This window comes from Lysobacterales bacterium, from assembly GCA_019634735.1.
Taxonomy (GTDB): Bacteria; Pseudomonadota; Gammaproteobacteria; order Xanthomonadales; family UBA2363; genus Pseudofulvimonas.
The window spans coordinates 51,141-68,486 of sequence record JAHCAT010000017.1; the positions used below are offsets into that span (position 1 = coordinate 51,141).

15 protein-coding genes are annotated in these 17,346 nt (G+C 71.9%); 3 read left to right on the forward strand and 12 right to left on the reverse strand.

Translation table 11 applies throughout. From position 1 onward, the window contains the following. Positions 1 to 180: 180 nt before the first annotated feature. The 7 genes from KF823_14720 to KF823_14750 all read right to left on the reverse strand — a co-directional run bounded on the left by KF823_14720 (position 181) and on the right by KF823_14750 (position 6,766). Positions 181 to 636 (reverse strand): nucleoside deaminase, encoded by a 456-nt coding sequence (locus KF823_14720; GenBank protein MBX3727160.1) that lies wholly within the window; start codon positions 634 to 636, stop codon positions 181 to 183. Continuing rightward, positions 633 to 1,460 (reverse strand): glutaminyl-peptide cyclotransferase, encoded by an 828-nt coding sequence (locus tag KF823_14725; protein ID MBX3727161.1) that lies wholly within the window; start codon positions 1,458 to 1,460, stop codon positions 633 to 635. Before KF823_14725 ends, KF823_14720 begins: the two co-directional genes overlap by 4 nt. A 370-nt stretch (positions 1,461 to 1,830) precedes the next feature. After that, a complete protein-coding gene (locus KF823_14730; GenBank protein MBX3727162.1) occupies positions 1,831 to 2,688 on the reverse strand; it encodes a hypothetical protein in 858 nt (285 codons plus the stop codon). Positions 2,689 to 2,750: 62 nt separating this feature from the next. Beyond that, positions 2,751 to 3,644 carry an SH3 domain-containing protein gene (locus KF823_14735; GenBank protein ID MBX3727163.1) on the reverse strand — a complete coding sequence of 298 codons (894 nt, stop codon included), beginning with the start codon at positions 3,642 to 3,644 and terminating at the stop codon, positions 2,751 to 2,753. Positions 3,645 to 3,829: 185 nt separating this feature from the next. Continuing rightward, positions 3,830 to 4,828 (reverse strand): cytochrome d ubiquinol oxidase subunit II, encoded by a 999-nt coding sequence (locus tag KF823_14740; GenBank protein ID MBX3727164.1) that lies wholly within the window; start codon positions 4,826 to 4,828, stop codon positions 3,830 to 3,832. After that, positions 4,828 to 6,189, reverse strand: a complete 1,362-nt coding sequence (locus KF823_14745; protein ID MBX3727165.1) for a cytochrome ubiquinol oxidase subunit I — start codon at positions 6,187 to 6,189, stop codon at positions 4,828 to 4,830. The genes KF823_14740 and KF823_14745 overlap by 1 nt, the downstream gene beginning before the upstream one ends. After that, on the reverse strand, positions 6,182 to 6,766 hold the full coding sequence (locus KF823_14750) for a GbsR/MarR family transcriptional regulator (GenBank protein ID MBX3727166.1): 585 nt from the start codon (positions 6,764 to 6,766) through the stop codon (positions 6,182 to 6,184). Before KF823_14750 ends, KF823_14745 begins: the two co-directional genes overlap by 8 nt. 351 nt (positions 6,767 to 7,117) lie before the next feature. Here KF823_14750 and KF823_14755 point away from each other — a divergent pair, with 351 nt between their 5' ends. Both KF823_14755 and gspF read left to right on the forward strand, forming a co-directional pair. Beyond that, entirely contained in the window at positions 7,118 to 8,908 is a 1,791-nt protein-coding gene (locus KF823_14755) for an ATP-binding cassette domain-containing protein (protein MBX3727167.1), read from the forward strand. Positions 8,909 to 8,976: 68 nt separating this feature from the next. Beyond that, positions 8,977 to 10,191, forward strand: a complete 1,215-nt coding sequence (gene gspF / locus KF823_14760) for a type II secretion system inner membrane protein GspF (protein ID MBX3727168.1) — start codon at positions 8,977 to 8,979, stop codon at positions 10,189 to 10,191. 161 nt (positions 10,192 to 10,352) lie between these two features. On the opposite strand, the gene KF823_14765 is transcribed toward gspF, so the two are convergent. Both KF823_14765 and KF823_14770 read right to left on the reverse strand, forming a co-directional pair. Then, positions 10,353 to 10,982, reverse strand: a complete 630-nt coding sequence (locus KF823_14765) for a hypothetical protein (protein ID MBX3727169.1) — start codon at positions 10,980 to 10,982, stop codon at positions 10,353 to 10,355. 92 nt (positions 10,983 to 11,074) lie between these two features. After that, positions 11,075 to 13,174 carry a c-type cytochrome gene (locus tag KF823_14770; protein MBX3727170.1) on the reverse strand — a complete coding sequence of 700 codons (2,100 nt, stop codon included), beginning with the start codon at positions 13,172 to 13,174 and terminating at the stop codon, positions 11,075 to 11,077. Between the two features lie 203 nt (positions 13,175 to 13,377). Here KF823_14770 and KF823_14775 point away from each other — a divergent pair, with 203 nt between their 5' ends. After that, on the forward strand, positions 13,378 to 15,651 hold the full coding sequence (locus tag KF823_14775) for a TonB-dependent hemoglobin/transferrin/lactoferrin family receptor (protein MBX3727171.1): 2,274 nt from the start codon (positions 13,378 to 13,380) through the stop codon (positions 15,649 to 15,651). A gap of 530 nt (positions 15,652 to 16,181) precedes the next feature. On the opposite strand, the gene azu is transcribed toward KF823_14775, so the two are convergent. The 3 genes from azu to KF823_14790 all read right to left on the reverse strand — a co-directional run bounded on the left by azu (position 16,182) and on the right by KF823_14790 (position 17,344). Then, positions 16,182 to 16,643: an azurin gene (gene azu, locus KF823_14780; protein MBX3727172.1), complete on the reverse strand. Its 462-nt coding sequence runs from the start codon at positions 16,641 to 16,643 to the stop codon at positions 16,182 to 16,184. Between the two features lie 77 nt (positions 16,644 to 16,720). Continuing rightward, positions 16,721 to 16,948 carry a hypothetical protein gene (locus tag KF823_14785; GenBank protein MBX3727173.1) on the reverse strand — a complete coding sequence of 76 codons (228 nt, stop codon included), beginning with the start codon at positions 16,946 to 16,948 and terminating at the stop codon, positions 16,721 to 16,723. A 48-nt stretch (positions 16,949 to 16,996) separates the two neighbouring features. Then, positions 16,997 to 17,344: a YbaN family protein gene (locus KF823_14790; GenBank protein MBX3727174.1), complete on the reverse strand. Its 348-nt coding sequence runs from the start codon at positions 17,342 to 17,344 to the stop codon at positions 16,997 to 16,999. Positions 17,345 to 17,346 lie beyond the last annotated feature (2 nt).

The following is a 17,346-nucleotide window of genomic DNA, read 5'->3' on the forward strand; positions in this document are numbered from 1 at the left end:
AAGATCATGGCAAGTGCCGGCCCTCTCCCCCGGCCCCTCTCCCAGAGGGAGAGGGGAGCAAGGTGTGCTTCGCTTGCGGAACTTCGGGCCTCGGACCCGGTTGCCTGATCCTGCCATGAGGCACACGCTGCGACGGTTGCCCACGACATGGCGATGGCAAACCCCGGAGCACCCCAAGCCTCAGACCCCGATATCCTCGCTCCACAACACCGGCTGCGCGGCGATGAAGTCGCGCATCAGCGCGATGCAGTCGGCGTCGTCCAGCACGTCGACCGTGACGCCGCGGCTGCGCAGCAGGGCCTCCTCGCCCAGGAAAGTACGGTTCTCGCCGACCACGACGTGGCGGATGCCGTAGAGCAGGATGGCGCCGCTGCACATGGCGCAGGGCGAGAGCGTGGTGTACAGGACGCTGTCGCGGTAGGTCGCGGCGCCGAGGCGGCCGGCGTTCTCCAGGGCGTCCATCTCGCCGTGCAGGATGGCGCTGCCGCGCTGCACGCGGCGGTTGTGGCCGCGGCCGATGACCTGGCCGCGGTGGACCAGGACCGAGCCGATAGGGATGCCGCCTTCGGCGAGTCCGGCTCGAGCTTCTGCCAGGGCTTCCGCCAGCCAGGTGTGGTGTCCGGCCAGCTCGTTCATGGCCGCGCGCCGGTGGCGGGGGTCAGGCGGATCTCGAACAGCTCGGGCCACAGCTTTCCGGTGACGAACAGGCGTTCGCCGGCGGCGTCCCAGGCGATGCCGTTGAGCACGTCGACGGCGGCGCGCGCCTGGACGCGCTGCACCAGGGCGGACAGGTCGGCATAGCCGGTGACGCGGCCGCTGGCCAGGTCGATCATCACCATCGAATGGGTGGGCCAGACGTTGGCGTACAGCCGGTCGCCGACCATTTCCAGCTCGTTGAGGCCGCGCAGCGGCTGGCCTTCCCAGGTGACCGTCAGGCGGCCGGTCTCGGCCAGGGTGTCGGCGTCGAGGAAGCGCAGCACGGGCGTGCCGTCGCTCATCACCAGGCGCGCGCCGTCGCGGGTCAGGCCCCAGCCCTCGCCGGAATAGCGGAACTCGCGGCGCGGCTCGAAGCTGTCCAGGTCGAACACGAAGCCGACGCCGCTCTGCCAGGTCAGCATGACGAGGCGGTCGTCGACATCGGCCAGGCCCTCGCCGAAGTGCTCGTTGGCGATGGCGCGCTGGCGCAGCACCTTGCCGGTCTCGAGCTCGACCTTGCGCACGCCGGAGCGGCCGTTCAGGCCGGTGCTCTCGTACAGGAAACCGTCGCGGTAGAGCAGGCCCTGGGTGAAGGCTTCGGTGTCGTGCGGGAAGCTGGCGACGATCTCCACCGTGTGCGGCACCGGCGGCGGCCCGCTGGCCTGGGCCAGGGCCTGCGCCCGCACCGGGCCGTGCAGCGCCAGCGCCAGCAAGGCGGCCAGCGCGAAGGCGACGAGGACGGTGGAGCTGCGCAGGGGATTCATGGCCGGAAAGCCTAGCAGGCAGGCGACCCCGACAAGTTTCTGTCAGGAAACGACAACGCAAGGCGGTGGCCGCAGCGCTTGCCCGCGCTGTTGGTGCGCAGGATGTCCGCGCTCGTCCCGACGCCCCATGCAGTCCTTCCGCACGCGGACGGGGCGGCCCTGGGTTGCCTGGAGGTGCGGGCTCCCGGTCCGGCGATGGTGAAGATCACGGTCAGCCCCGGCCCTCTCCCCCGCCCCTCCCCCGCAGGCGGGGGAGGGGAGAAGTGCAGTGCCGTCGCAAGACGGAATGCGCTTGGCTGGAGCAGGCGGGACTGGCTGTCCGTGCTGGCGTCTCCCTGCAGCAGGAAGGGCCAGGACGGACGATCTTGCGCTACCAGGCCGCCTGCTTTCCCGCCGGCAGCAAGCCGCGCGCCTTGGCGCGCAACAGCGGCGCCAGGCGCGCGAACGCGGCCTGCGTGGGGTGCAGCTCGTCGTTCCAGTCCTTCTCGTGCGCAAGCTGGCCGCGCAGGTCGACGTAGTGGAAGGGCGCCGGCAGGGTGTCCAGCACGTCCTCGACGAAGGCGTCGATCAGGCCGCCGGCGAAGGCGCGCTGGTCGGACTCGTCGGGCAGCACGTGCCGGATCCAGCGGGCGATCCAGTCGCCGGCGCTGCGCCTGAACAGGGCGGCCAGGCCCAGTTGCGCGACGCTCAGCTTGATCGGCACGCCCATCCGCTGCGGGTGGTCGTAGCTGTGGCCCAGCACCGGCACGCCGGCGCGCGCCGCAACCTCCAGCAGCCGCAGGTAATGCGTGCGGATCCCGGCCAGCACGCCGGCGCCGCGCACGTGCTCGACCGCTTTGTCCGGCGTGGCCAGGCCATGCGTCTTGCCGAACAGCGGGCGGCCGCGGGTCTTCTCCAGGGCATCGACCAGGTCGTTGCCGCCACCGCTGACCAGCAGCAGGTCGAATCGGAAGGCCTTGAGGTTGCGCTCGATGCGTGCCAACGAGCGGCCGTCGAACATGCGCACCGCGGTGTCGCCGTGCCGGCCCTGGCGCAGGAACACGCCGCCGGCGCTGCGCTCCAAGTGGTCGGCCAGGTCGTGGTAGAGCGGCATGGCCACCCAGGAATCGCCCTCGACCAGCACCAGGGGCGTGTCGTCCAGGCCGGGTCGCCGGCCCAGTTTGCCATTGTGGGCAAGCAGCCGGTGGTGGTTGGCGAAGCGGCCGAAGGTGGTGTGGGTGCTGGCCATGGCGATCTCCTGCGGCGACATGGAGCAAGGTCAGGTTCGGTTGCGCTCGCGACCCGGGCGATTCAGGCGAACGTGCCCGGATGCACCCACACCGACCAGGCCCGGAACCGCGCCTGCGTCCACCAGGCGGTGGCCGGCACCTGCCATTGCCGGTTGACCCGGCCGGCCTCGCTGAGCACCGGTCGCAGCACCTCGCCATTGCGGTCGCGGACGGCGCTGCGTCCGTCGCCTTCCGGCACCAGCACCGCGATGTGTCCGGACTGGTTGGCGTCGGTGTGGCGGGCGCTGAGCACCGCGACGGCGCCCTGGTTGGCGGCGGCCTGCGCGCGGTCCAGGGTGGTGCGCGCCCAACCCAGCGCGGCGCCGTGCCCGGCCAGCCAGCGGTGCAGCGCATTGGCACTCAATTCGTGGACGGTGCGTTCGGGCACCACCGGCAGGGACTCGCCGGCCAGGACGCGGGGCAGGGCGGTGTCGTTCCAGAACACCCGCGGCAGGTAGACGCCGGCCAGGTGGCAGACGTCGTAGGCGTAGATGTTGCAGTAGGTGTTGCGACCCGGCCGGTAGCGTGCCGATTCCTCCACGGCCAGCCAGGCCAGGATCTCCAGCAGGTCGTCCGCGCGCGTCGGCGGCGTGTGCCGCGGCGCTTCGGGTTCGCCCAGCGGAAACGCCCAGTGGCCGGCGCGGTCGCGGCGCGCCTGCGGCGAGGCGGGCAGGTCGACGGCAAGCTGGCTGGTGGTTGCCAGCGCCGGTGCGCGGGGCGCCAGGTGCGCGGCCCAGACATGGCCTTCCAGGTCCAGGCCGTCGACCCGGGTGCCGACCCGCCACCAGCCCGCGCCGACGTCGTCGATGCGCTCGACGGTGTGGCCGCGCGGCAGCACCGCCATGCGGTTGCCCGGGCGCAGCGCCGGTTCGCTGCGCAGGTTGAGTCCGGCCGGAACCACGTAGTGCAGGGCCATGCGCTTCTCGTCAGGGCACCGCGCAGGAGGCGCGGGGTCATGAGAGGGAGTGGCGGCGGGCGCCGCTGTCCCGGTCCGGAGTCGACGATATCCGCAAGGTCCCGGCTGTTCCGCGACGCGCGTTGTCCTGCGTCCGTGACCGGCTCGGGCGTCCTGACGCGAGGCCGGCGCCGCCTGCGGCGCGCTCAGTCGTAGCTGAGCGCCGCCGACTTGCCCCAGAACACCTTGTACGACCACACCGTGTAGGCCAGGATCGCCGGCACCGCGAAGGCGGCGCCGACGCCGATGAAGGCCAGCGAGGAGGTCGCGCTGGCGGCCTGCCACAGGTCGATGCGGTCGACCACCAGGTAGGGGAACAGGCTGTAGCCGAGGCCGGCGAAGGCCAGCACGAACAGCGCCACGGCCAGCACGAAGGGCTTCCAGCTGCCGTAGCCGCGTTCGCGGTCCAGGCGCGCCAGGATGCGGTCGCAGGCCAGGAAGGCGGCGCCGGCGGCGAGCGGGATCGGCGCCAGCCACAGCAGCTGCGGCCAGTCGAACCAGCGCTCGAAGATGCGCGCGCTGACCAGGGGCGTGGCCAGCGACACCGCGGCGATGCCCAGGCCGGTGCCCCACAGCGCCTTGCGCGCCCAGCGCACCGATTTCGACTTCAGCGGGCCGCTGCTCTTCATCAGCACCCAGCAGGCGCCCAGCAGGGCGTAGCCGGCGGCCAGGCAGGCGGCGATCAGCGCCGCGAAGGCGGTCGCCGCCCAGCCGGTGTCGAAGCCCAGGATGTAGCGGCCCAGCATCCAGCCCTGGGCCAGCGCGGTCAGCAGCGAGCCGGCGATGAAGGCGCGGTTCCACAGCGGCTTGTGGCTGGCCAGCGCCTTGACCCGGAAGTCGAAGGCGACGCCGCGCAGGATCAGGCCGGCCAGCATCAGCGCCACCGGCAGGTACAGCGCGGTCAGGATCACGCCGTGGGCGTGCGGGAAGGCGACCAGCAGCAGGCCGACACCGAGCACCAGCCAGGTCTCGTTGGCGTCCCAGAACGGCCCGATCGAGGCCACCATCATGTCCTTCTGCTCGTCGTCGGCGTCGGCCATCAGGATGCCGACGCCGAGGTCGTAGCCGTCCAGCACCACGTAGATCAGCATGGCCAGGCCCATCAGGCCCATGAACACCAGCGGCAGCCAGTAATCCAGGTCCATCAGCGTGCTCCCAGTGCGTTGCGGACCGCCGCCGGCGCCGGCGGCATCGCCTTGTCGCCGGCCATCGCCTTGCGCGCCAGGTGGAACAGCACCCAGACGTAGGCGACCAGCAGCACCGCGTAGATGGACAGGTACATGGCCAGGCTGGTGGCGATCATCGGCGCGCCGACCGGGCCGGCCGCCTCGGCGGTGGTCATCACCCCGTACACCAGGAACGGCTGCCGGCCGATCTCGGTGACATACCAGCCGGCCAGGGTCGCGATCCAGCCGGAGAAGCTCATCGCCACCAGGACCCGCAGCAGCCAGTCCGGAGCCTGGCTGTCGCGGCGGCGCAGCCGCCAGGCGGCCAGCCAGGACACCGCCAGCATCGCCAGGCCGATGCCGACCATCACCCGGAACGCCCAGAACACCGGCGCCACCGGCGGGATGTGCTCGAAGCTGTCCAGGCCGCGGACCTCGCCGTCGAGGTCGTGGGTGAGGATCCAGCTCGCCAGCTTCGGGATGGCGATCTCGAAACGGTTGCTGCGGGTGGCCTGGTCGGGCAGGGCGAACAGGCGCAGCGCGGCGCCGCGCTCGTCCTGCCAGATGCCTTCCATGGCGGCGACCTTGGCCGGCTGGTGCTCGAGGGTGTTGAGGCCGTGCAGGTCGCCGGCCAGGATCTGCAGGGGGATCAGCAGCGCGGCCAGGAACACGGCGGTGCGCAGGGTGGCGCGGACCTCGGCGCCGCGGTCGCCGCGCAGCCAGCGGTAGGCCGACAGGCCGGCCACCAGGAACGCGCAGGTCAGCCCCGAGGCCAGCATCATGTGCGTGAAGCGGTACGGGAACGAGGGGTTGAAGATCACCGCCAGCCAGTCGGTGGCATGCGCCTGCCCGTCGATCATCTCGAAGCCGACCGGGGTCTGCATCCAGGAGTTGAGCGCCAGGATCCAGAACGCCGACAGGCTGGTGCCGAAGGCGACCAGGAAGGTCGCCAGGGTGTGGGTCCGCTCGGAGACTCGGCCGCGCCCGAACAGCATCACGCCCAGGAAGGTCGCCTCCAGGAAGAAGGCGGTCAGCACCTCGTAGCCGAGCAGCGGCCCGGCGATATTGCCGACCCGCTCCATGAAGCCCGGCCAGTTGGTGCCGAACTGGAAGCTCATGGTGACGCCGCTGACCACGCCGAGCGCGAAGCTCAGCGCGAACACCTTGACCCAGGCGCGGTAGGCGGCCAGCCAGTGGTCCTGGCCGGTGGCGCGCCAGCGCAGCTTGAAGAACAGCAGCAGCCAGGCCAGCGCCATGGTGATGGTCGGGAACAGGATGTGGAAGCTGATGTTGGCGGCGAACTGGATGCGCGCCAGCAGCAGGGCGTCGAGCTCAGCCATGGCCGGCCTCCGCATCGCGCGCCTTGCCCTTGCCGGGCAGCAGGCGCAGCTTGTCCTTGAACTCCAGCACCCGCGACACCTTGGCGCCCAGGCCCATCAGGGTCTGCAGGGTCTCCGGCGACAGCCGGCGCACCTCGGCGAACCAGTCGGTGACCTGCTCGATCAGGTCGTGCATGGCGCGCATGCGCGCCTGGGCATGCTGCTCGGCGGGGTCGGCCGGGGTCTCCAGCAGGGCGTCGCGCAGCATCGACAGGGTCGGGTCGATCTCGCGCCGCTGCCGCTCCTCGGCCAGGGTGCGGAAGATCGTCCAGACGTCCTCGGGCGTGGTGAAGAAGTCGCGGCGGTCGCCGGGCTGGTGGCTGGGCCGCACCAGGCGCCAGCCCTGCAGTTCCTTCAGGCCCATGCTGACGTTGGAACGCGACACGCCCAGCGCCTCGACGATGTCGTCGGCGCACAGCGGCCGGTCGGAGACGTACAGCAGGGCGTAGATCTGCCCGACCGTACGGTTGATGCCCCAGCGGCTGCCCATCTCGCCGAAGTGCAGGACGAACGACTGGACCAGGGGAGGGAGGTGCATGGCCTGCTCGTTGTTTCAGAAGTTTCTGAAACTTTAGTCTGCCCCTTGATTCAGGTCAATGCCGGCGGGCAGGAATCGTGCTTGCGCCCAGGGCCGTTGCCGGACGGCCTCTCTCTCGGGCGCCACCGGGGCTGGCGGTGCCGCTGCCGATGTCCCGTGCCAGGGGAACGGGTGCCGCATGCCGACGAACGGCGGCCAAAGACCTCCAATGCGTCGCGCCTGCGGCCGAAGGCAGCGTGCCGCCCGGCGCCCGGGCGCAATCGGCGACAATGCCGCACTCACACCGGTCGTCGCCGGTGCCCAGGCGCCGGGCACCTTGCCCGCGGCCTCGACCACCAAGGGATCCGCAGCTTGAGCACCGTCCAGGCGTCACCGGTACACCCGCCCGAACCGGCCCAGGCCGCGCGCATCGGCGCCTTGCGCCGGCTGTGGCCACTGGTGCGCCGGCACCGCGCCCTGCTGGCCGGCTGGCTGGTGTTCCTGGCGCTGTCCTCGGCGGCGACGCTGGCGTTACCGGTGGCGGCGCGCTACATGATCGACTACGGCTTCGGGCAGACCGATCCGCGTCTGCTCGACCTGGGTTTCCTGGGCCTGCTGGTGGTCGCCGGGGTGATGGCGCTGGCCGGCGCCGCGCGATTCTTCTGCGTCAGCCTGCTCGGCGAACGGGTCGCCGCCGACCTGCGCACGCGCCTGTACGGCCACCTGCTGGAACTCGACCTGGGCTTCTTCGAGCGCACCCGGTCCGGTGAACTGGTCTCGCGCCTGGCCGCCGACACCGAGCGCGTGCAGACCGTGGTCGGTTCGACCCTCTCGGTGGCGCTGCGCAGCGCCGTGATGCTGGTCGGCGCCTCGGCCGCCATGATCGCCACCAGCCCGCGCCTGGCGGGCCTGACCGCCCTGGTGATCCCGGCGGTGATCGCGCCGATGGTGGTGTTCGGCCGGCGCGTCGAGAGGCTCTCCCGGGAAAGCCAGGACCGCATCGCCGATGCCACCGCGGTGGCATCGGAGTCGCTGTCGGCGATCGCCGCGGTGCAGGCCAATGGCCGTGAGGTGCGCGAAGCCGACCGCTACCGCGGCGCGGTGGCGCGCGCCCTGGACACCGCCCGCCGGCGCATCGGCATGACCGCGCTGCTGGCCTTCCTGGGCATCGCGCTCAGCTTCGGGGCGATCACCGCCGTGCTCTGGGCCGGCGCCCATGCCGTGCTGGAAGGGCGCATGGATGCCGGCGTGCTCGGCCAGTTCGTGCTGTACGCGGTGATCGCCGCCGGTTCGGTGGGCGGCCTGACCGAGGTCTGGGGCGAGGTGCTGCGCTGCGCCGGTGCCCTGGGCCGGATCGGCGAGCTGCTGGACAGCCGCTCGGCGATCGCGCCGCCCGCCGAGCCGCTGGCCCTGCCGGCGCCGGTGCGCGGTGCGCTGCGCTTCGAACAGGTCGAGTTCCGCTATCCGACACGTCCCGACGCGCCGGCCCTGCATGACTTCGACCTCAGCATCGCGCCAGGCGAGACGGTCGCCCTGGTCGGGCCATCCGGCGCCGGCAAGAGCACCGTGTTCGCCCTGCTGCTGCGCTTCTTCGATCCGCAGGCCGGCCGCATCACCCTCGACGGCGTCGACCTGCGCGCGCTGCCGCTGGATGACCTGCGCGGCGCCTTCGCCCTGGTGCCGCAGGACGCCACGCTGTTCGCCGCCAGCGCCGCCGACAACATCGCCTTCGGCCGGCCGGAGGCCACGCGCGCGCAGGTCGAGGAGGCCGCCCGTGCCGCCGGCGCCGAGGAGTTCATCGCGGAGATGCCGGACGGCTACGATACCGACCTGGGCGAGCGCGGCGTGCGCCTGTCGGGCGGTCAGCAGCAGCGCATCGCGATCGCCCGCGCGGTGCTGCGTCAGGCGCCGGTGCTGCTGCTCGACGAGGCAACCAGTGCGCTCGACGCGCACAGCGAAGCCTGGGTGCAGCGCGCCCTGGACGGGCTGATGCGCGAACGCACCACCCTGGTGATCGCCCATCGCCTGGCCACGGTGCGCAAGGCCGACCGCATCGTCGTGCTCGATCGTGGCCGCATCGTCGCCGAAGGCCGCCACGCGGACCTGGTCGCCGCCGGCGGCCTGTATGCCGAGCTGGCGCGTCTGCAGTTCCTGGACGGATGATCGCCGCATGCCTTCCGGTCATACTTGCCGGCAGCCCGGTCGACTGCGCGCGATGACTCCCAACTCCCATGCCGGCCTTTGAATACCAGGCCCTGGATGCCACCGGCCGGCGCCTGAGCGGCGTGGTCGAGGCGGACAGTGCGCGCGCCGCGCGCGGCGTGCTGCGCGATCGTGGCCTGGCACCGCTGGCGGTGGATGCCGCGGCGCCTGCCGGGCGCGATGGCGAGCCCCTGCGGCTGCGCCGGCGCGGCCTGCCGGCCGGCCAGCTGGCCCTGCTGACCCGCGAGCTGGCCACGCTGCTGACCGCCGGCCTGCCGCTGGAGGAGGCGCTGGGCGCCCTGGCCGAACAGGCCGAGGACGCCCGCCAGGCGGCCATCCTGGCGACCCTGCGCACCCGGGTCCGGGAGGGCGCGTCGCTGGCCACGGCGTTCGCCGAGCAGCCCGACAGCTTCCCCGAATACTTCCGCGCCTCGGTGGCCGCCGCCGAGCGCAGCGGCCGCCTCGACCATGTGCTGTCGCGCCTGGCCGACCATGCCGAAGGGCGCGAGGCGCTGCGCCGACGGGTCTGGATGGCGCTGCTGTATCCCCTGCTGCTGACCGCCGTCGCCCTGCTGGTGGTGGCCGGCCTGCTGCTCTACGTGGTGCCGCAGGTGATCGAGGTGTTCGACAACCTCGGCCGCGAACTGCCCTGGCTGACCCGGGTCCTGGTCGCCGCTGCCGAAGGTCTGCCGTGGGCCGGGCCCTGGCTGCTGCTGGCCGGCATCGCGCTGGTGGTCCTGGTCCGGTTGTGGCTGCGCGAGCCGGCGCGCCGCGATCGCTGGCAGCGCCTGCTGCTGCGGATTCCGGTGCTGGGCCGCCTGCGCCTGGCGCTGGACACCGCGCGCTTCACGCGCACCCTGGGCCTGCTCGCCGGTGCCGGCGTGCCGATGCTGGAGGCGCTGGCGATGTCCACCCGCACGGTGTCGCTGGTGCCGCTGCGCAAGGCCCTGGAGCGCGCCCAGGCGCGCGTGCGCGAGGGTGCCGGGCTGGCCCCGGCACTGGCCGAGAGCAGGCTGTTCCCTCCGGTCACCTTGCGCCTGGTCGCCAGCGGCGAGCGTGCGGGACGGCTGCCGCACATGCTCGACGAGGCGGCCGCGCACGAGGCGACCCTGCTGGAGAACCGCCTGTCGGCCTTCGTCGCCGTGCTCGGCCCGGCGATGATCCTGCTGGTCGGCGTGCTGGTGCTGGCGATCGTCCTGGCGATCCTGCTGCCGATCTTCGAGCTCAATACGTTGGTGGGTTAGGGACCGGGGACCGGGGACCAGGGACCGGGGACCAGGGACCAGGATTCGGGATTCGGGATTCGGGATTCGAGCCGCGGCGCTCGCCGCAGTCGCAGCACGAGTCCATGGGGTGCGCGCGGTCCGCGGGGTCCTGCGGCGGGTCGGGCAGCAGGGGGTTGGCTTCAGCCGCGCCGGCGGTGCGGCGCTGGCGGGATCCGCGTCGGCAGCGCGACGTTGTGCCACTTGAAGGCCGCCAGCAGGCCGAAGTACAGGAAGCCGAAGGCCAGCACCCGGTGCGGCTGCTCGACCCACAGGCCGCTGCCGGGCAGGCCGAGCTGGCCGACCACCTCGACACCGACGCCAAGGCGCGGCAGCGGCAGCAGGATGGTGACGAAGGCGCCCAGCAGGTAGATCAGCGCCGACATGCCCCAGACCGCGGTCTGCGCCTCGCTGGCCCCCCGTCCGGTGACGATCAGGCCGAACTTGCCCAGGACCAGCCAGCCGAACACCAATACCGGCCACCACTCGCGGAAGGCCAGCATGAAGGCGCCGACGAACAACAGGTAGAAGCCGGTGAACCCGGCCAGCGCCAGGACACGCTTGCCACGCGGCATCACAGGGTTCAGCAGCAGGCCGCCCAGGAAGCCGGCGGCATGGATCAGCACGAACTCGACCAGCATCACCAGCAGGGCGTTGCGCACGCCGCTCTCGCCCAGGGCCAGCGGCGCGATCCACAGGGTCAGGAAGGCGCCGGCGGTGACCGCGTCGGGCCCGGCGGCGACCAGTCGGTGGAGAAAATGCGGGGCCGGCATCCGGCGATAGTGCCGCAAGGCCGGCCCCGGAGGGAGAATGGGGGCGCCGCGGCCGGCCGGGGATGCCCGCCGGCCGCGTCACCGGGCCGCGGTCAGTAGACGTCGTTGACCGTGTTGTTGATGTTGAACTTGCCGGTCGGCGTGATCAGGCGCGGGTCGTCCAGCACCGCCTTGAGCGTGCGGGTGCGGTCGTCGACCACGACGATCGCCGAGCGCTGGTCCTTGCCGTTCCACACCGAGAACCAGACCTCGGTGCCGTCCTGGTTGTACTCGGGCTGGACCACGCGCTTCGGTCCTTCGCCCAGGTTCGCCCACTCGGCGATCGGCAGGACCTCGAAGCCGCCCTCCAGGTTGCCGATGTCGAACACCGCCACGGACTGCGCGATGCTCTCGTCCGGGTGCAGGGGCGTGTCCACCCACAGGTTGCGCGAGCGCGGATGGGTCTTGACGAACAGCGAGCCGCCGCCCTGGCCCTGGACCACCTGCACGGCCTGCCAGGCCTGTTCCGGGTGGCCTTCGGGATCGGTGCCGACCAGGGTGATGTTGGCGTTGCCAAGGGCCGAGGTCACCCAGACGGGGCCGAACTGCGGATGCACGAAGTTCGCGCCGCGGCCCGGATGGGGGATCTTCTCGACGTCCACCAGGGCCACCATGCGCTGTTCCTGGGAGTCGACCACGGCGATCTTGTCGCTCTGGTTGGCGGCGGTCAGGAAATAGCGCTTGGTGACGTCCCAGCCGCCGTCGTGCAGGAAGCGCGCGGCGTTCAGGGTGGTCACCTTGAGGTTGTCCAGGTCGCTGTAGTCGACCAGCAGGATGCGGCCGGTCTCCTTGACGTTGACGATGAACTCAGGATGCCGGTGGCTGGCGACGATCGCCGCGACGCGCGGCTCGGGGTGGTATTCCTGGGTGTCGACCGTGGTGCCGCGCGTGGAGACGATCACCTTCGGCTCCAGGGTCGGGCCGTCCATGATCACGTACTGCGGCGGCCAGTAGGCGCCGGCGATCGCCAGGCGGTCCTCGAAGCCCTCGTACTTGGAGGTCTCGACCGAACGCGCCTCCAGGCCGATCTTGATCTCGGCGACGCGCTGCGGCGGATCCATCCACAGGTCGATCAGGTCGACCTTGCCGTCGCGGCCGATGGTGTACACGTAGCGGCCCGAGTGCGAGACCCGCGAGATGTGCACGGCGTAGCCGGTCTTCAGGATGGTGACGATTTCCTTGGTGTCGCCGTCGATGATGGCCACCTCGCCGGAGTCGCGCAGCGTCACCGAGAAGAAGTTCTCGATGTTCCTGCGGTGCTGCGGACGGGTCGGACGGTCGGCGACCGGCACCAGCAGGTTCCAGCTGTCGCGCATCTCCGCCATGCCCCATTCCGGCGGGTTGGGCGGGGTGTGCTGCAGGAACCGCGCCATCAGGTCGACCTCGGCCGCCGACAGCTCGCCGCCGGTGCCGAAGTTGGGCATGCCGCCGGGCGAGCCGAAGTTGATCAGCGCCCTCAGGTAGTCGGTGCCGCGTGGCTGGGTCAGGTCCGGGGTCAGCGGCTTGCCGGTGGCGCCCTTGCGCAGCACGCCGTGACAGCCGGCGCAGCGCTGGAAGAAGATGTCGCTGGCCTGGGCGAACTCGGCCTCGCTCATGTCCGGGGCGCCCGGCGTGCGCACCTGGCGGACGTCGGCGCCGGCCAGGGTGGTCGGCGCGCCTTCGTAGGCGGCCTGGGCCTGGCTGGTTCCGGGGTGCGCCTGGCCCTGCGCCGGGTCGGGGCTGACCGCCAGCGTGGCGCGCTGTTCGGCGACCTGGGCGACGGTGACGCTGCCGCCGGGGTTGTCCCAGTTGTTCATCACGTGGTTGACGATCGCCGCGACGTCCTCGTCGGACAGATGGCTCATCGCCGGCATAACGTTGTCGTAGTCGACGCCATTGACGGTGATCTTGCCGGTGAGTCCCTTGAGGATCACCTCGATGACCCCGTCCGCGCCCTGCTGCGCGACCCAGTCGGAGTCGGCCAGCGGCGGGAAGGCGCCGGCCAGGCCGGTGCCCTCGGGCTGGTGGCAGGCGGCGCACTGGGCCAGGTAGGCCGCCTTGGCGGTATCTGCCTCCGATTTCGGGGGACGTTCGTTGACGACATCGGCCTGCGCCAGTGCGAGGCCGGAGGCCAGGCACAGCAGGGGCAGGGTGGAACCTGGCAAGCGACGCATCACGGCTCTCCTCGGTAGCCTTTTCCGGATGCCAGTGTCATTGGCCCTGCCGGGCGCCGGCTCTGACCTGGATCAGTCCCGGGCCCGATAGCGTCGGGCGCGCAGGTATCGGACGGTGCCGACGATGCCGGTGATGACCCAGGTCAGGGCGGCGGGTCCGGTGGCGGGGCAGGCTTGCGGCAGCCATGAACGACGAGCGCCCCATGTCCATCCGAATCGTGTTGATCCTCGCAGGCTGCCTGGCCGTCCCGGCGAAGACCGCGGCAGGCACCGAAGCCGGAGCGGCACTGCCGTCGGCGGCCATCGCCGAGCAGGCCGCGCCTTCGGCGGAACGCCCGGATACGCCCCTGGACACGGTCGTGGTGGTGGCCAGCCGCGCGTCGGAGCCGATCAGCCAGGTGGTGGCCAGCGTCTCCCGCGTCGAGCGCGACGACATCGAGCGGCAACTGGTCCAGGACCTCGACGGCCTGGTCCGCTACACGCCGGGCATCGGCGTGGTCAGCGACGCCAACCGCTTCGGCAATCGCGGCTTCTCGATCCGCGGCCTGGAGGGCAACCGGGTGCGCATCCTGGTCGACGGCGTGCCGGTCGCCGACGGCTTCTCGGTGGGCCAGTTCGCCGCAGCCGGCCGCGACCTGGTCGAGCTGGAGGCGGTCGACCGCGTCGAGGTGCAGCGGGGCCCGGCGTCGACCCTGTACGGCAGCGACGCCCTGGCCGGCGTGGTCGCCTTCCGCACCCGCGATCCGGGGGACTTCCTGGCCCGCGTCGACGGTGGCACCTACCTGGGCGGCCGGCTGGGCTGGTCGGGCATCGACGACAGCGTGCTGGCCAGCGCCACCTGGGCGGCGGCCTCGCCGGACGGCCGCTGGGAAGCGATGGCGCTGTACGGACGGCGCGAGGGCGAGGCGGCAGGCAACCGCGCCTGGCGCGAGCGCGACCGGCCCAACCCGGCCGACTGGCGGCGCCAGGCCATGCTCGCCAAGGCCGTGCACGACGGCGGCGACGCCGGCCGCTACACCCTCACCGTCGATGCCGGCCGCGAGGACCGCGACACCGATGTGCGCTCGCTGACCTTCGGACCCGGGCGCTTCGCCACCACTTACCGGCTGCTGGCCGACGACGGCAACCGGCGCAGCCGGCTAAGCCTTGCCGGTGCCTGGCAGCCCGGTCTGGCCTGGCTCGACCAGCTCGACGGCCAGGTCTACGGCCAGCGCAGCCGCACCGTCCAGGACAGCCTGCAGTGGCGGTTGCCCGACGCCGCGACGCCCTTCGAATCCTTGCGGTTCCGTCGTTTCGAGTACGACACCCGGGCCACCGGCCTCGGCCTGGTCGGACAGGCGCGCGCCGAAGGCGATCGCGTCTCGCACTGGCACGTGTTCGGACTGGATGCGGTGCGGCAACGCCACGAAGGCCTGCGCGATGGCCTGGAGACCAACCTGGCGAGCGGCGCCACCAGCACCGTGGTGCTGGGTGAGCGCTTCCCGGTGCGCGACTTCCCGACCTCGACCAGCGACACCCTGGCCCTGTTCTGGCAGGACGAGATCGCCCTGGGCCGGCGTTTCGCCCTGATCCCGGGCCTGCGCGCCGAGGTTTACCGGCTGCGCGCCGATCCGGATGCGATCTTCCGTGAGGATTACCCCGACCTCGAGCCGGTCGACGTCGACGAGGCCCGCCTCACCCCCCGTCTTGCGGCGCGCTGGTCGCCCGGCGGCGGCCACAGCCTGTTCGTCCAGTACGCGCGCGGCTTCCGGGCGCCGCCGTTCGGCGACGTCAACATCGGCCTGAGCCTGCCGACCTTCAACTACGAGGTGCGTCCCAACCCGGACCTGCGTCCGGAACGCAGCGCTGGCCTTGAGCTGGGCTGGCGGCACGTCGGCCGCCACCTGCGCGCCAGCGTCTCGGTGTACGAGAACCGCTACCGCGACCTGATCGAGTCGCGTGCCAACCTGGGTGTCGACCCGGTCAGCGGCGCCCTGGTGTTCCAGTCGGTGAACCGCGACCGGGCCCGCATCCGCGGCGCCGAGGGCGAGCTGCTCTGGCGCCTGGCCGGCCTGTCTGGGCGCCTGGACGGTTTCGAGCTGCGCGTCGCTGCGGCCTGGGCCGAGGGCGACGACACCCGCCGCGACCGGCCGCTCAACAGCATCGAGCCTGGTCGCCTCGCCACCGGCCTGCGCTGGGACCATGGCAGCGGCCTGTTCGGCGCCGAATGGGCGGTGGTCGCCAGCCAGCGCAAGCGCCGCCTGGACCCGGGCGCCGGCCCGGCACCGTTCGCGCCGCCCGGCTGGGTGCGCCACGACCTCTACGCCTGGCTGCAGGCCGGCCGCCATGCGCGGCTCAACCTGGGCCTTACCAACCTGGGCGATCGCCGCTACTGGGAATGGGGCGGCGTCCGCGGGTTGGCGGCGAACGCGCCCGACCTGGGCTTCTACACGCGCCCTGGGCGTGCCGTGTCCGCGACGCTGGCCGTGGAGTGGTGAGGCGCACCGTCGCCGCGGCGACGTCACCTCCGGGTGCTGGCTTCGCGCGCAGGCGGGCGACCGGTGGTCGCCTCAGGATTTCGACACCCCGGGTCAGTGTCGGGACAGGGGACCGGGGACCGGGGGACCAAGAACGGTGGAGCCGTGGAGCCGAAAGCGGGCTCCGGGTTCCGGGAAGCGGGGCTGGGGAAACGGAGCGGAGTCTGCTCCGGTCTCCCTCCGGGACCTGATTGGCGTCGTCTCACAGATCATGATCTGGAACCAGAGATCTGGGATCGGGGTTCCGCAGGCGGAGCGCGATCTGCTCCCCTCCCCTGCGGAAGTGGCAAGAAGCGGCGGTGCCGTCGCACTGGCGAGACGTTCTTGGCAGAACGCCTGAGAGTCGACGCTGATGGGTTTGGGTGAGGGACTGGGGGGCGACGCTTGCGGTGAGCAGCAGCGTTGCCGGATCGGGACGCCCTCCGGCGTGCGCCGGACGGGCGGCTCGAAGAACGACCGGGACGGCCGTTCTTCGACATCCCGTTGAGCAGTCACGGCGTGACGGTGAGCTCGCCCTTCATGATCGCCCAGTGGCCCGGGAACGAGCAGAAGAACATGTAGGAGGTGCCGGCGCTCAGACGGCTGCCCGGGAAGCTGGCCGAGGTCTGCTCGCCGCCGCCGATGATCTGCGTGAAGCCGACCACGCGGGCGTCGTCCTGCGGCACGTAGTGGTTGGCCGGACCGGCCTTGACGCCGTCCTGGGCAACCGACTGCCAGACGTCGCTGGCGGCGATCACCACGTTGTGGCCCATCGCGGTCGCCGGAAGGCGGCCGCTGTGGCTCAGGTTGATGGTCACCTCCGGGCAGGACGCCGAGACGGTCAGCGCCACCTTGTCGAACTTCATGGCGTCGTCGGAATCCAGGTCGATGGTGCAGTTGCCGGCCTGGGCGACGCCGGCGGCGAGCAGCAGGGCGGCGGCCAGGGCGGTGCGGCAGCAGCAGGTCGGTGACATGGCAAGGCTCCTTGTGCGGATGGGAAATCGTGCGCGATCAGTGTCGTCCGGACCGCCGCGGCGGGCACTGACCTGGGTCAGCGCCGGCGCCTCGGCGCGGTCGGCAGCCGCAGCAAGAACACGGTGACCGCGGCGGTGATCGCCAGCAGCAGCCAGCGCACCCCTGGGACCGGAACCGCGAAGGTCGCGGCGAGGCCGATGCTCGGCCAGAGCAGGACCAGGGCGACGCACTTGGCGGCCACCGGCACGCCCCGGCCGGCCTGCCAGCAGCTTGTTGAAAAACGACCTTCCTGGTCGTTTTTCAAGTCGCCCGTCCGGTGCAGGTCCGGACGGGCTCCCGTCGAATCAACTGCTTACGCACTTGCTTCGCCGAGCGGCCATCCATGGCCGCCGCCAGCAGGCTGTTTTTCGACAGCCTGCCGGTCGGCCAGCACCGGGCCGAGCAGGGGCGTGGCCAGCAGCCAGCGGTGGCAGCGTGGCGAGCTGCGCGCGAAGCAGCCCGCCGCCAGCAGGGCGAACGGGGTGGTCGGCAGCAGCGGCAGCACGGCGCCCAAGGCCGCCAGCGCCGCCGCAAGCCAGCCGGCCGTCAGCAGCAAGCAGCGCCCGAGGGTCCGGCCGGGGAAGGTGCGGATACGCGCAACGGGCCCGCTGCCGGAGGTTCCGGCCTGCGCCCTGCTGCGCTCGTCCCGTGCCCCGGCCATCG

Excerpts from the sequence above, each read along its gene's own strand:
- KF823_14720 (MBX3727160.1), bottom strand. The coding sequence starts at position 636 with ATGAACGAGCTGGCCGGACACCACACCTGGCTGGCGGAAGCCCTGGCA.
- KF823_14725 (MBX3727161.1), bottom strand. The coding sequence starts at position 1,460 with ATGAATCCCCTGCGCAGCTCCACCGTCCTCGTCGCCTTCGCGCTGGCC.
- KF823_14730 (MBX3727162.1), bottom strand. The coding sequence starts at position 2,688 with ATGGCCAGCACCCACACCACCTTCGGCCGCTTCGCCAACCACCACCGG.
- KF823_14735 (MBX3727163.1), bottom strand. The coding sequence starts at position 3,644 with ATGGCCCTGCACTACGTGGTTCCGGCCGGACTCAACCTGCGCAGCGAA.
- KF823_14740 (MBX3727164.1), bottom strand. The coding sequence starts at position 4,828 with ATGGACCTGGATTACTGGCTGCCGCTGGTGTTCATGGGCCTGATGGGC.
- KF823_14745 (MBX3727165.1), bottom strand. The coding sequence starts at position 6,189 with ATGGCTGAGCTCGACGCCCTGCTGCTGGCGCGCATCCAGTTCGCCGCC.
- KF823_14750 (MBX3727166.1), bottom strand. The coding sequence starts at position 6,766 with ATGCACCTCCCTCCCCTGGTCCAGTCGTTCGTCCTGCACTTCGGCGAG.
- gspF (MBX3727168.1), top strand. The coding sequence starts at position 8,977 with ATGCCGGCCTTTGAATACCAGGCCCTGGATGCCACCGGCCGGCGCCTG.
- KF823_14765 (MBX3727169.1), bottom strand. The coding sequence starts at position 10,982 with ATGCCGGCCCCGCATTTTCTCCACCGACTGGTCGCCGCCGGGCCCGAC.
- KF823_14770 (MBX3727170.1), bottom strand. The coding sequence starts at position 13,174 with ATGCGTCGCTTGCCAGGTTCCACCCTGCCCCTGCTGTGCCTGGCCTCC.
- KF823_14775 (MBX3727171.1), top strand. The coding sequence starts at position 13,378 with ATGTCCATCCGAATCGTGTTGATCCTCGCAGGCTGCCTGGCCGTCCCG.
- azu (MBX3727172.1), bottom strand. The coding sequence starts at position 16,643 with ATGTCACCGACCTGCTGCTGCCGCACCGCCCTGGCCGCCGCCCTGCTG.
- KF823_14790 (MBX3727174.1), bottom strand. The coding sequence starts at position 17,344 with ATGGCCGGGGCACGGGACGAGCGCAGCAGGGCGCAGGCCGGAACCTCC.